The organism is Litorimonas sp. WD9-15 (assembly GCF_050271975.1).
In the GTDB taxonomy this organism is placed as follows: Bacteria; Pseudomonadota; Alphaproteobacteria; order Caulobacterales; family Maricaulaceae; genus Litorimonas.
This window is the reverse complement of record NZ_CP189850.1, coordinates 3008725-3021906: the sequence shown is the minus strand read 5'-3', so window position 1 is coordinate 3021906 and position 13182 is coordinate 3008725. Positions and strand designations below refer to the sequence as shown.

The following is a 13182-nucleotide window of genomic DNA, read 5'->3' as shown; positions in this document are numbered from 1 at the left end:
AAAGGAAATCCCATGGTCCCTCAAAACTCAAAACCTTCCCGCGCGGCAACTCTGTTTCGGGCGGTGCCGTTCTGGCTCATCCTGGGCATTCTCGCCCTCATTTTGGCGGCGCGTCTGTTCGGCCCGGAAAGCTCGGCGGGCTTCTTCCTCATCGAGGGTCTGGACCGCATTCTCTCGACGGCCGGAAATCTCGGCCTGCTCTTCATTGGATTTTACGCCTTCATCACATTGCGTCTCTGGGACCGGAAAGGACTTCTCGATGTCATCAAACAATCGCCGCTGGCTTTCGCCATTTTTGTCGTGGGCATTTCTGCTTGCATCACTGCTGTCGTTCTCGCCGGCGTCCGCTGATCGCTTTGCCGATTGCCGTCCGTTCCAAGACGAGATTGACAAACAGGTTGCGCAGTTCTGGCCCGAGGGTTTGCGCGATTTTCCCTTCCTGATGACGGCGCAATTTTATCAGGAAAGCCTCTGCGATGCGGTGGCGGTTTCACCCGCCGGTGCGCGGGGCTTTGGTCAGATCATGCCCGGCACGCAGGGGGATTTGGACCGGCGTTTCGGTGACCGTCCATCCCCGTTCGAGGCGCGGCGCAACATCCGAAATTCGACATTTTACATGGCGCAGAAAATGAAGACGTGGTCGCGGCGCGGGCGCCCGCCGGTCGAGGTCCTGAAACTCGGTCAGGCCAGTTACAATTCCGGCACCGGAAATGTGCTGCGCGCGCAAAAACTCTGCGGTGGGGCGCGGGACTGGTCGGGGATCCGTCCGTGCCAATCACGGGTCACGGGCCGTCATGCCCGCGAAACCCTGACTTACGTTGAGCGGATTGAGCGCTGGACGCGGGACGGGGACCGCTGGGCGCATGAACGGATTTACCTGCAGCGGCCCGCCGTGCGCGGGTGGTTTCATGAGGGGCCGACGACACAGGCCCCGGGCACATTTTTTGAGGTGAGGGGCAGCCTCCTCGCGACGGCGGCCCATGTTCGCGACGCGCAGATGGGCACCGTGCCGCCCTTCACATCCGGAAAATATGATTGCGCTCCGGGGGTTTTGGATGCCTGTTTGATTGGGCGCATCCCCGCCACATGGCCCCGCCCGCCTGTCCCTGTCGAGGGTCAATCGGGTTTTGTCATCGGTTTTCCCGGTGGGTCCGGTCTGCCGTCAGAGCGGCGCGCCACGGTGCATTTCAAGCGGTCTGTGTCCGGCTCCCCCGGTTACGAAATGCCGACGTGGATTGCGCGGATTGAACCCTGTCCGGATGACGTCGATGCCGCCACGCCGGAATCGGCCCTCTGTCAGCCCGTCTTTGTCGGGATGAGCGGGTCACCCTTCACCGTGGACGGTGTGCCCATTGGCATCGTCGTGGCGCAGAACTCGCGGGCGGACCTGAACAATGACCGCGACCCGGACCAGAGTTTCGATTTCGTCGCGATGTCGGATGTCTGGGATGTGTTCAAAGGAGAAACGCCATGATCGGGTCACGACTCACGCTTTGGATTTTTGGGGCGTTGGGCGGCTTTGGCCTGCTCCTCGCCGCATGGCTCGGGTTCCAGTCTTGGAAGTCCGGGATTGAAGACGCCGCCTTTGCCGACGGTCAGGCGGCGGAGCGGGCGGTTTGGAATGAATTGAGCGCCTCCAATGACATCCGCGTCGCGGAGGTCCTGTCCGATCTGGCCAAAAGTGAGGCCCGTTTTCACCGTGTCGTGGGGGAGACAAGAGAGACCGCGCGTCTGGCCATCGCACAGGTGCAAGAGAAACTGTCACAACAATCGGCGGTCATCGCCAGACTTCAAGGAGAAATTGATGCCACACCCATTTTGGAAACTGCTGCCGCTCGCGAGCGTGTTGATCCTGTCCGCCTGCGCCAGCACGCCAGAGCCGACGCGGACCTTGCCCAAAACCGTCGAAATCATCCGGATGCCGCCGGACCGACCGCGCCCGACCCCGCCGCCGGAGGGGCTGTTCCGGTTGGAGAGCCTGCCCTGGTTGCCACAGCCGGGCTCACCCTCGGCGGAGCAGAGCGCCGCGCCGCCCATCTCGCCGCCGCCCTCGTCGCCACAGAAAACAGATATCTCGCCCTCTGGGATTTCGTGACCACGACTTATGAAAGTGATCTGCGCGCATGGCAGGCGGAGCAGGTGCGAATTGCGGAGGTTGATGCGCGTGTCGCAGACAGTGCCGCCGACCCGCCGCGTTGAATCCTCGCGCGGGAAGATTTCCTCCAACTGCCCCGGCTCCGGTCGGGGCTTTTTTATTGAGACAGGTGAGCGCACCAATCATGTTTCTCGCCGGTCCACCGCACGGCCAGACCTTCGGCAATCAAGACGTCGCCAAAGATGCGCCCGTCCGGCAATTGCAGTTTTGCCAAGGTCCGACCGTAACGGTCCGGCTTGCCCTCGGTCAGGATGCGGATGGGTTGATCGAGGAGAAGTTCTTTCGCCCGCGCGGTGGCGGCCTCGGCGTGGATGCGCTCGGCCTCGCATTTGAAACCGTGACTGGGATTGTTGTGCTGTTCCGGGGCGTCCAAATCAATCAACCGATATTTCACACCCTCCGCCCAGACAGTGTCGCCATCCACCACACGATCGATGGGTGTGCGGTGATCTGAAAGAGGTTTTTGACAGCCTGAAAGTCCAGTTGCCCAGAAAATGCCCAACAGGAACAAACAAATTGCGCGATATTCGACATAAATTGACAAGATTTCACAACTCCCAATGTCTGCCTATCTCAAAAAACTCAACAAAAACAAGGGGTAAATGGCGCACCCGACAGGATTCGAACCTGTGACCTCTGCCTTCGGAGGGCAGCGCTCTATCCAGCTGAGCTACGGGTGCTGTGCGGTCGCTCCCATAGCGCTGTCATGTCCTGCTGTCCAGCGGTTGAAACGTTGGAAAAGAGGGCGCACATCGAATTTATGAAACTCCGATTTTTTTTACTGCTCCCGTTTTTGTTTTTGGGGGCATGTGACGACACCTCTGAAACACCCCTTGCCACGCGCAGTGTTGAAAACCGCGTGGCCGACGCGCGGGAGCGCAATGACGGTCCGGCGATTTGGGTGGCCAAGGATTACGACTCAACGCTTTACTTGTTCGGCACGGTTCACCTCCTGCCTGATGATTTGTCTTGGCAGCGCGAGGATATGCGGCAGGCTTTTCAAGAGGCTGGAACGGTATTTTTTGAGGTCGATACAGGGCCTGAGGGGCAGGTTCAGGCGACGGTCCTGACGACAAGTTTGGGCTTGCGTGATGATGGTCTGCGACTGACGGATGAGCTGGATAATTACCAACGCAATCTGATGGAGGCCGCCGCCAACAACGGGAACCTGACGATTGCCGCACTGGACTCCATGTATCCTTGGCTCGCGTCGGAGTTTTTGACTTTCGCAGCCGCGCAGAATGCTGGACTATCAGCGGATCTTTCTGCAGATGAAGCGCTGAAATCACGGGCTGCGCGATTGGGCAAGAATATCATTTATCTGGAGACGATGGAGGACCAGATCACGGCTTCGGCGGAGTTGCCGGATTTTGTGCAGGGCCGGTTGCTGACGGAAACACTGGAGAATTTCAACACAATGGGCGACGACCTCGTGACGGTTGCCGAACAATGGGCGGTGGGCGGCACGGATTACCTGACCGAAGAATTGGTCGCTCCGATGAAAGCCCGTGCGCCTGAAGTCTTCCACGCGTTGTTGCGGGACAGGAACCGTAAATGGGCCACGCAACTCTCGCGCTTCATGGAAGATAGCGGGACGGGATTTGTCGCCGTCGGCACATCGCACCTTCTCGGCGAAGAAAGCCTGCTCCACGAATTACGGGAGCAGGGCTATGAGGTGCAACGCTATTACGCGTTCAAGGGCGAGAATGTCATCGACACGGTCGATACGACGATCACACGGCAATAGGCTAAAAGTCGAGTTCCAGTCCGGCAAAGACGGCGCGGGCCGCAGAGGCAAAACCGACGACTTCCTGATAATCCTCATCCAGCAGGTTTGATCCACGCAACGTAATGGCGGCGATATCGCTCAACGCATATCTGGCATTCGCTCCAACCAATGTGAAACTGTCCAGTTCTACGTTCGAGAAAGTCGCAAAATCCGTATCCAACTGCTCACCATTATGATCGGCGTTGAGGGTGAGGGTGAGCGCGTCTGTCGCGTCCCAACTCGCTGTCGCGCTGGCGAGAAAATCGGGGCGGCGGACTTCCTCTATGTCGTCTTGCTCTGAGTCGAGGAAGGCGGCGGACCCGTAAATGCGAACCGAGTCCACAGGCGTCCATTTAGCCGAGAGTTCGACGCCGGATCGCGTGCTATCCGTGTCCAGATTGATAACGCTGGTCGTGAAATCGGGATTGAACAGCGTTGTGATTTCGTCTTCCAATTCTGAATAGAAATAATCCACGCTGAATTCGAAATTGCCGAGTGTTTGATCATAGCCGACGGACACACCGCGTGAAGTTTCAGGCTGCAAATCCTCATTCCCCGTAAAACGGGACGCCGGGAAGAAACCGAATAATTCGATCAAGGTCGGGTTTTTGACCCCGGTACCGGCGGAGGCGCGAAGGCGGCCATCCCAGTCAAACGCGTAGCCTGCCCCGATGCGGACTGTCGTCGCATCCTCGAATAAATCATTGATGTCATGACGGGCGGAGGCGGTGAGGGTGAGCGCATCACCCGTATAACGGTAATCGCCCGCGATGGCATAGGTCCAATTATCCGGTTCCGCGCCGGGTTCCGTAAAATTCGGGCGGATTTCATATTGTTCATGCTCGGCCTCGCCGAGGACGGTGAGGCTGTGCGCGTCAGAGAAATCCCGTTTGGCGGCCCAGTTCGCGACGTGGCGGGACCCAATGGAGCGGGAACTGAAACCACCAACTGTGTCAGTATCCGTTTCGACCATATGAGCCGCGATTTTGTGTTGAAAGCCTGCGAGGTTGAAACGGGCATCAATCCGGGCTGTGGTCGTTTCGACCTCGGTTTCATCACTCGTATTGTTTAGGCGACCATCGAAATTGGAGTCGCTGTCAAAGTCTGTTTCACGCAGGGATGTCCCGAATTTTGCGCTGAAATCAATACCGGCAATGTCGACATTGTTCAGCCCGATATTCAGAGCTTGAGAACTTGAGCTATCGTCTTCGCCGCCGAGGCCGGAAATATCGAATCCTTCTGTTGAGAAGAGATTGCCGTTCACGGTCAGCGCCGCGTCGCCGAGCGGGACGACCGCGCTGAGCTGACCTTCATAGGTCCCGCGACTGCCGCCCTCCACGCTGGCACGCCAGCCCTCGGATGTGCTGCCCGCGCGGGTGATGACATTGATGACACCGCCCACAGCGTCAGAGCCGTAAAGCGCGGATTGTTCTCCGCGCAGGACTTCGATTTTGACAATATCCTCATTGCGAAGCCCGCCAAAATCAAACGCGCCGTCGGATGGATTCGCGACTTCCACGCCATCAATAATGACAAGGACATGATTGGCTTCTGATCCGCGCAAGCGAATTTGGGTGAGAGACCCTGCGCCGCCGTTCTGGCTGACCGCGAGGCCGGGAACCGTGCGGAGGAGGTCCGCGATGACGGCTTGGTTGCGGTTTTGGATGTCTGATTCAGTTAAGAAAGAAACAGGGCTAGTTAGTTCATGCTTCCTAATGGCATCTACTGGAGAGCGTACAATGATGACGTCGTCGTCTATCTTTGCCGGGAGACGAATAACACATGGCGGTTCGATTTCGCCACAAACTTCTGGGTCTTCGGAGAAATCAAACTGGTTGCTCCAAGCCGGACCCGCTATTGCGACCACAGCCGCACTTAATAATAATCTTTTCATCACGCACTCCAAACTGTTCCGATCCAACGGACCGGATAGACATTGTTGTGTCGTCTAGGAGTTTTCTCTCCATGCGCATCGGTACATCCCGCCCGCGCGCGCTGGCGACGTTGTCGGCAGGTCTTCTGACTCGGCCCTCAAGCGGTTCGCGACGTCTTCCCAAGTTACCTCAGTGACATCTGTCGCGACCCTCAGGCCTTACAGCGGCGGGAGCCGTTGGAGACTTCACTTTGCATTTTCATGCAGGTGGCACTCCATTCCCATGTTCGCACTCCGTTACAGAGTGACCGACAAGGCAGGCTCATAACGGGAAATTACGTCTGTGCAAGTGCGTCTTTTCAGTCACATAAAGATTTCTTTATATACACTATGGCGTTGCTCTGATAGGTCGCGCAGGAATAAGGAAGTTTCATGTCAATCTGGTCGAAAATCGAAGCCGCTTCGCAATCCCGCATCCTCATGCTGGATGGGGCAATGGGAACGATGTTGCAGCGTCAGCAACTGGAAGAGGACGATTTTCGCGGCGAGCGTTTCAAGGATTGGCCCAGCCCGCTCAAGGGCAACAATGACCTCCTCGTCCTGACCAAGCCCGAAGCCGTGCTTCAAGTTCATGACGCGTTTCTGGCGGCGGGCGCAGACCTGATTGAGACGAACAGTTTCAATGCCACGACGATCAGTCAGGCCGATTACGACATGTCCGACCTCGCGCCGGAAATCGCGCGCGCCTCGGCTAAACTTGCCCGCGCCGCTGCTGATGCGTGGACGGCCAAGACACCTGATAAGCCCCGCGCTGTTCTCGGCTCTGTCGGGCCGATGAATAAGACGCTCTCCATTTCGCCAAAAGTAGAAGATCCCGGCTATCGCGATGTGACCTTTGATGAGGTGAAGGACAGTTATATCGGTCAGATTACGGCGCAAATCGATATTGTCGATGCGATCCTGATTGAGACGGTGTTCGATACGCTGAATTGCAAAGCGGCCATTGCCGCCTGTCGTGAGGTTTTCGCGACGGTTGGATATGAGAGGCCGATCCTGATTTCCGGTACGATTACGGACCGTTCTGGGCGGACACTGTCGGGGCAAACGGCAGAAGCATTCTACATCTCCATCGCCCATGCCAAACCCTGGGCGGTCGGTCTGAACTGCGCACTCGGTGCGGATGAAATGCGGCCCCATATCGAAGCGATCAGCCGCGTCGCTGAAACGCGAGTGCTGGCTTTCCCGAATGCGGGATTGCCCAATGCGTTCGGGGAATATGACGAAACGCCTGCTGATATGCAGCGCCAAATCACGCCGTGGATTGAGGGGGGATTCGTCAATATTCTCGGGGGCTGCTGCGGGACGTCGCCCGATCATATCAATGCGATATTTGAAGCGACCAAAGGTCAGGCCCCGCGTGTCCCCGTCGCGCCAAATCCAACCTTGCGCCTCTCCGGTCTCGAACCTTTTGCGATTGCTATATGACCTCAGCCACACAATTCATCAATGTCGGCGAGCGGACGAACGTCGCGGGGTCCGCGCGGTTCAAGAAGCTGATCGTTAATAACGATTATGAGAAAGCGTTGTCCGTCGCACGGCAGCAGGTTGAGTCCGGCGCTCAGATTATTGACGTCAATATGGATGACGGCTTGATTGACGGCGTCGCGGCGATGACGCGGTTTCTGCAACTCATGGCGGGCGAGCCGGATATCACGCGCGTGCCCGTTATGATCGACAGTTCCAAATGGGAAGTGCTCGAAGCCGGATTGAAATGCGTTCAGGGCAAGGCGGTCGTTAATTCGATTTCGATGAAGGAAGGCGAGGCGGAGTTCCTCGCCCATGCCCGCAAAGTCCGCGATCTCGGCGCGGCAGCTGTCGTCATGGCCTTTGACGAAGAAGGGCAGGCGGAGACCGCCGATCATAAATTTGAGATCTGCGAACGGGCCTATAATCTGCTCGTGAATGAGATTAACTTCCCGCCGGAAGATATCATTTTCGATCCGAATATTTTCGCCGTCGCGACGGGGATTGAGGAACATAATGATTATGCCGTCGCCTTTTTCGACGCCTGCAAGCGCATCAAGGCGAACCTGCCCCACGCGCGGATTTCCGGCGGTCTGTCCAATGTCAGCTTCGCCTTTCGCGGGAATAATCCCGTGCGCGAAGCTATGCATTCGGTCTTTCTCTATCACGCCATTCCGGCGGGACTAGACATGGCGATCGTCAATGCGGGGCAGTTGACGATCTATGATGATATACCGGATGAGCTGCGCGAGCGGGTTGAAGATGTCATTCTGAACCGTCGGGATGATGCGACGGACCGCCTGCTGGATATTGCCGAGAAATATCGCGGTGACGGCAAGGCGAAGGCGCAAGTCAAGAATGACGAATGGCGGAAACTGCCCGTTGCGAAACGTCTTGAACATGCTTTGGTGCGCGGGATTACGGATCACATTGTTGAAGATACCGAAGAAGCGCGCCAAGCCGCTGATCGTCCGCTGCACGTGATTGAAGGCCCACTCATGGACGGGATGAATGTCGTTGGCGATCTGTTCGGGTCCGGCAAGATGTTTCTCCCCCAAGTCGTGAAATCCGCTCGCGTGATGAAAGCCTCAGTTGCCCATTTGATGCCCTTTATGGAGGCCGAGAAAGAGGAGCTTGGAACGGCGGGAAGCTCGAATGGCAAGGTGTTGATGGCGACGGTGAAGGGCGACGTGCATGATATTGGCAAGAATATTGTCGGCGTCGTTTTACAGTGTAACGGCTATGATGTCGTCGACCTTGGCGTCATGGTGCCGTGCGATAAGATTTTGGATGCGGCGCGCGAACATGATGTTGATATGATTGGCTTGTCAGGCCTGATTACGCCGTCCCTGGATGAGATGGTCTATGTCGGGCAGGAAATGCAGCGACAGGGTTTCACCATGCCGCTTCTTATCGGCGGCGCGACGACATCCAAGACGCATACGGCGGTGAAAATTGAACCGGCCTATGAAGCCGGACCCACGGTTTATGTCACGGACGCCTCTCGCGCTGTTGGTGTGGTCGGACAATTGCTGGGCGAGAATAGTGCCGATTACGCGACGGATTTGCGCAGCGAATATCAGAAAGCCCGCGACGCGCATCAGCGCGGCCAATCGGCGAAAGCCCGCCTGACGCTAAAGGAAGCGCGCGATAATCCGTGGACCACCGATTGGGCCAATTACACGCCGCCCAAGCCGACCTTTTTCGGCACGAAAACGCTCACGAATTATCCGCTGGAGAACCTTCGCGATTTCATCGACTGGACCCCTTTCTTCGCGACGTGGGAATTAAAGGGTCGCTATCCCGCAATCCTCGAGAATGAACGTTACGGCGAAGCGGCGCGGGACTTGTTCGCCGATGCCAATGCCATGCTCGACCAAATGATCGCCGAGAAATGGGTGAGCGCAAACGCCGTATTTGGCTTCTGGCCGGCCGAACGGGACGGCGATGATGTGAAGGTCTTTACGGATGAAACCCGCGCTGAAACGCTCGCGAATTTCCACGGTCTGCGTCAGCAAATTTCCAAGGGCACGGCGGCGAAGGCGAATTATTGTATCTCCGATTTCTGCGCGCCGTCTGATGATTATATTGGCGGCTTCGCGGTCACGGCAGGATTAGGTGAATCCACGAAATCCGCTGAATATGAGGCCGCTGGCGATGATTATAATTCCATTCTTTTCAAAGCACTTTGTGATCGTTTAGCCGAAGCCTTTGCGGAACATTTGCACCAGCGCGTTCGCCGCGAGTTCTGGGGCTATGCACCGGATGAGACATCTTCCGGCGATGAGCTAATTGCCGAGAAATATGCGGGCATCCGCCCCGCGCCCGGCTATCCCGCCCAACCCGATCATACGGAGAAGGCGACGCTCTTCCGCATCCTCGACGCGACGGCCGAGACGGATATTGAATTAACGCAGAGCTTTGCCATGCATCCGGCCAGTTCTGTTTCCGGCATTTATTTCTCTCATCCCGACTCGGTCTATTTCGGTGTCGGTAAGATCGAGAAAGATCAGGTCGAAGATTATGCCCGCCGCAAAGATATGAGCGTCGGAGATGTTGAACGCTGGCTCGCGCCGATTTTGAATTATTAATTAGGCCGGAATGAAGAAGGCCCGCTCTTTCAAGCGGGCCTTTTATTTATTTAACTGCCAAGAACAGGTTCCGGCCTTGGCGCTCGATTTGCAGGGCGAAGGGTCCGTCCCCGCGCACGGCGTCTTCGAAATCATCCAGATCGGAAATGTCATTTTTTCCGACTTTGCGGATGACGTCACCTTTCACCAATCCGGCTCGTTGAGCACGGGAGCCGCGATCAACATTGGCCACATAGACGCCGTCTTCCCCGCCGCGCAGTTCCAGCTCGTCCGGAATATTGGAGACTTCCGCCCCGTCAAAGGCTTCCATCATTTCCATTTCTTCTGGCTCGCTCGAGGCACGTCGTGTTGGCGTCTCATCTTCTGGTGCCGCCTCGACGGTGATCTTGGTGGTACGACGACTACCGTCCCGCAGATAAGTTATGTCGGCGCGTGTGCCGGGCTGGACCAGTCCAACGAAGTTGCGCAGATCAGAACTATCAATCACATCATCCCCATTAAAAGCAATGACGACATCGCCACTCTCGAGTCCGGCTTTTTCGGCGGGCGTATCTTCACCCACTTCGGAGACCAGCGCACCGTTCAAGGATTTGAGACCCAGTCCCGCGCGGAGCTCCGGCGTAACATCCTGAATGATCACACCAATGCGGCCGCGGCGGACTTCACCATTTTCACGGAGTTGTTCGACGACATTTTCAACCGTGCGGATGGGAACGGCAAAGCCGATTCCTGCACTGCTGCCGGAACGGGAGACAATGGCCGTATTTATACCAATGAGTTCACCCTTGGAATTAATGAGGGCTCCGCCCGAATTGCCCGGGTTAATCGAGGCATCGGTCTGAATGTAGTTTTCATAGCGGCTGCGGTTCAACCCGCCGCCCTGTTCACGGCCCAATGCGGAGATGATCCCTGACGTCACGGTTGAGGAGAGACCAAACGGATTGCCCACCGCAATGACGTAATCGCCGACCTTGGCTTCGCCCGCCCGGGCCAAGCGTAATTCGCGCAAATTATCCGCATCAATTTTCAATAGCGCAATATCCGTATCCGGGTCTGTACCGACCAATGTGGCTTCGATCCGGCGGCGGTCTTCCAATGTCACAGTGATTTCATCGGCATCTTCAATCACATGATTATTCGTGATGATGAGACCTTCATCCGCGTCGACAATGACACCTGAACCCAAACCGGCGCGCGGCCCGCGATTTGTGTTGGGCAGGCGACCGCCGAAGAACCGCTCCATCAATTGTTCTTCGCGCGACAATTCGCGGTCCTCATCCGGTGCGTCGCCTTCATCCAATGTATTGATGGACACGACGGCGGGCGTGACGCGCTCCAGCAGGGGGGCCATGGTGAGGACACCGCGTTGCGGGTCAATCGTCATGGCATCAGAGCGCGTGCTGATCTGCGCATCGGCCGAATTCTGGAAGGCGAAGGGGGAGGCGATGAGCGCGAGTGCGGCCGCGCTGAGTAGAAATGTTTTCTTCATGGATTTATCCTTTCGTCAGATGACGTGATCTCTTGCGTCAAGATTTAGGCGCATGCCGCGCCCGTACAAGAGAGCCACGCAGAATCTGAACATGAATTAATTGTGACCGAATGGTTAGGTTCGGGCCAAGCGAAAGCGGCGACCGACGATCTGCGCGTGCGGCGGGGTAGGCGATTGTCCTATAAAGGCGGGACGTCCGCGTGGTGGCCTCCCGCGATGGGGAACCAAGAGAAAAAAGTTTTTACGCAGGGGCCAAGCACGTGAGGTTTGGGTCGTTGAATTTTCTAATAGAAAAATCAACTTAGTCGGCGAAACCGTTACATCTTCCAAATCTCGGGTTATTACTGTTTGCTAGGCAACAATAACCCTTGCGCTTCGTGTAATTGTTGAAAACAAATACACAAACCAACGCGGCGGTGTCTTTCCAACGACGGCCTTACTTGACTGCTCTCGTTCCAGAGAGTCAGGCGCTCGCGGCTGGGCTCCTCCACATCCGCGTTACCGAATGCTTCTAAGCACACCGTCCTTCGGACCAGAAAGCCAACGATCTCTTGCCTGTCCCATGTCCGAAAGAACATTTTGAATATGACACGGGTCTGATAAGTGGGGATCATTCTCTTTATAAATAGGGATTGGTCAACCAACCATCTCTCTCATTCGTCATTACCGCCACAAGGGCGGTAATGACGGAAGTAAAGAATAAACAACTTCGTATTGGTGCGCCATACTGAGATCGGAATAGTCGTTACGTAGAGCTTATACTGTAGGACATAGTTTGCCTTAAACGCGGATTGCAACAGCTCTCAAACAACCCGCCTATCCCGACATGCCCCATAAGCATGACACCCGACTGCGTGATCATTGACCATCCCGACGGCCTGCATGAAGGCGTAGCAAATCACCGGGCCGACGAATTTGAAGCCGCGTTTTTTGAGGTCTTTGGATAGGGCTTCTGACTCCGCTGTTTTCACAGGCGCGTCACTGAAATTCTCCCATGCGTTTTGTACGGGTGCGCTGCCGACAAAGCTCCAGAGGTAGTCGGAAAAATCTTCGCCCGCGTCGCGCATGTCCAGATATTTCTGGGCGTTGGTGATCGTTGCATTTATTTTCAATTTGGACCGGATAATGCCGGGATTGTCCAGCAGGCGCAGGCGGTCCGCATCTGTGTAATGGGCGACAATATCGGGGTCGAACCCATCATAGGCTTTCAGCAGGTCGTCCCGTTTGCGCAGGATGGTAATCCAGGCCAACCCCGCCTGCTGTCCGTCCTGAATGAGTTTCGAAAATAGCGCCTTAGAATCGCGAATAGGCCGCCCCCATTCCGTATCGTGATAATGACAATAGAGCGCGTCATTTGGCGGAACCCAACCGCAACGCGGCAGGTCGGGATCATGATTGGGAAAGCGCGGATCGGGCTCATTCGTTTTGGGCGTTTTGGGCATTAAACATTCCATCCGTGTTCTGGAATTTCTTCATAGAAAGATGTGCCCGCCCCTTCGCCGCCGGAAATCCAGCTCCACTCCAGAGCCATACTGACACGGCCCTCATCCGAGAGTCGAAACGTCGCGACTGCGCGCCCGGCTTTTAACGTGCGGTCCTTGGTGATGCAGTGATAGAGCAATGTTCCCGTGCGGTCGCCCGTAAACCGTCCGATGATATGGCCTTCGCGGACATCGCCGCCAAAATAATCGGCATAGAACGCATCGCCATTCTGCCAGAAATGAAACCGCGTGCGCACATCAACAATGCCGCCCGCGCTGTTTTCAACGGGCGTGAAAATAC

General features: G+C 56.4%; 9 protein-coding genes, 1 tRNA gene, 1 pseudogene and 1 riboswitch. Of the genes and pseudogenes, 5 read left to right on the top strand and 6 right to left on the bottom strand.

Features of this window, described 5'->3' with window-relative positions:
• The first annotated feature begins 12 nt into the window (after nt 1-12).
• From ACP9M6_RS14180 to ACP9M6_RS14170, 3 genes are read left to right on the top strand one after another with little or no spacing between them, the layout of a single operon-like run.
• On the top strand, nt 13-351 hold the full coding sequence (locus ACP9M6_RS14180) for a hypothetical protein (protein ID WP_427452154.1): 339 nt from the start codon (nt 13-15) through the stop codon (nt 349-351).
• A complete protein-coding gene (locus ACP9M6_RS14175) occupies nt 296-1474 on the top strand; it encodes a transglycosylase SLT domain-containing protein (RefSeq protein WP_427452152.1) in 1179 nt (392 codons plus the stop codon). Before ACP9M6_RS14180 ends, ACP9M6_RS14175 begins: the two co-directional genes overlap by 56 nt.
• Entirely contained in the window at nt 1471-2199 is a 729-nt protein-coding gene (locus tag ACP9M6_RS14170) for a hypothetical protein (RefSeq protein ID WP_427452150.1), read from the top strand. The genes ACP9M6_RS14175 and ACP9M6_RS14170 overlap by 4 nt, the downstream gene beginning before the upstream one ends.
• Nucleotides 2200-2252: 53 nt before the next feature.
• Here ACP9M6_RS14170 and ACP9M6_RS14165 read toward each other — a convergent pair whose 3' ends face one another.
• Nucleotides 2253-2699 carry a thermonuclease family protein gene (locus ACP9M6_RS14165; RefSeq protein WP_427452149.1) on the bottom strand — a complete coding sequence of 149 codons (447 nt, stop codon included), beginning with the start codon at nt 2697-2699 and terminating at the stop codon, nt 2253-2255.
• A gap of 59 nt (nt 2700-2758) precedes the next feature.
• Nucleotides 2759-2835: transfer RNA gene (locus ACP9M6_RS14160), tRNA-Arg, on the bottom strand.
• Nucleotides 2836-2915: 80 nt separating this feature from the next.
• Here ACP9M6_RS14160 and ACP9M6_RS14155 point away from each other — a divergent pair.
• Nucleotides 2916-3902: a TraB/GumN family protein gene (locus ACP9M6_RS14155; protein ID WP_427452147.1), complete on the top strand. Its 987-nt coding sequence runs from the start codon at nt 2916-2918 to the stop codon at nt 3900-3902.
• A 1-nt stretch (nt 3903) separates the two neighbouring features.
• On the opposite strand, the gene ACP9M6_RS14150 is transcribed toward ACP9M6_RS14155, so the two are convergent.
• On the bottom strand, nt 3904-5817 hold the full coding sequence (locus ACP9M6_RS14150) for a TonB-dependent receptor plug domain-containing protein (protein ID WP_427452146.1): 1914 nt from the start codon (nt 5815-5817) through the stop codon (nt 3904-3906).
• A gap of 98 nt (nt 5818-5915) precedes the next feature.
• Nucleotides 5916-6124, bottom strand: a riboswitch (cobalamin riboswitch).
• 104 nt (nt 6125-6228) lie between these two features.
• Between ACP9M6_RS14150 and metH the strand changes: the two are divergent.
• Nucleotides 6229-9911 (top strand): annotated as a pseudogene (gene metH / locus ACP9M6_RS14145) (methionine synthase).
• Between the two features lie 46 nt (nt 9912-9957).
• On the opposite strand, the gene ACP9M6_RS14140 reads toward metH, so the two are convergent.
• The 3 genes from ACP9M6_RS14140 to ACP9M6_RS14130 all read right to left on the bottom strand — a co-directional run bounded on the left by ACP9M6_RS14140 (nt 9958) and on the right by ACP9M6_RS14130 (nt 13138).
• Nucleotides 9958-11400 carry a Do family serine endopeptidase gene (locus tag ACP9M6_RS14140; RefSeq protein ID WP_427452144.1) on the bottom strand — a complete coding sequence of 481 codons (1443 nt, stop codon included), beginning with the start codon at nt 11398-11400 and terminating at the stop codon, nt 9958-9960.
• An 803-nt stretch (nt 11401-12203) separates the two neighbouring features.
• Entirely contained in the window at nt 12204-12842 is a 639-nt protein-coding gene (locus ACP9M6_RS14135; RefSeq protein WP_427452143.1) for a DNA-3-methyladenine glycosylase I, read from the bottom strand.
• Nucleotides 12842-13138, bottom strand: coding sequence for a hypothetical protein (locus ACP9M6_RS14130; RefSeq protein ID WP_427452141.1), 297 nt, complete (start codon nt 13136-13138; stop codon nt 12842-12844). Before ACP9M6_RS14130 ends, ACP9M6_RS14135 begins: the two co-directional genes overlap by 1 nt.
• Nucleotides 13139-13182: the final 44 nt, after the last annotated feature.

Coding starts and splice junctions, on each gene's coding strand:
- ACP9M6_RS14180 (WP_427452154.1), top strand. CDS start 13: ATGGTCCCTCAAAACTCAAAACCTTCCCGCGCGGCAACTCTGTTTCGG.
- ACP9M6_RS14170 (WP_427452150.1), top strand. CDS start 1,471: ATGATCGGGTCACGACTCACGCTTTGGATTTTTGGGGCGTTGGGCGGC.
- ACP9M6_RS14155 (WP_427452147.1), top strand. CDS start 2,916: ATGAAACTCCGATTTTTTTTACTGCTCCCGTTTTTGTTTTTGGGGGCA.
- ACP9M6_RS14150 (WP_427452146.1), bottom strand. CDS start 5,817: ATGAAAAGATTATTATTAAGTGCGGCTGTGGTCGCAATAGCGGGTCCG.
- ACP9M6_RS14140 (WP_427452144.1), bottom strand. CDS start 11,400: ATGAAGAAAACATTTCTACTCAGCGCGGCCGCACTCGCGCTCATCGCC.
- ACP9M6_RS14135 (WP_427452143.1), bottom strand. CDS start 12,842: ATGCCCAAAACGCCCAAAACGAATGAGCCCGATCCGCGCTTTCCCAAT.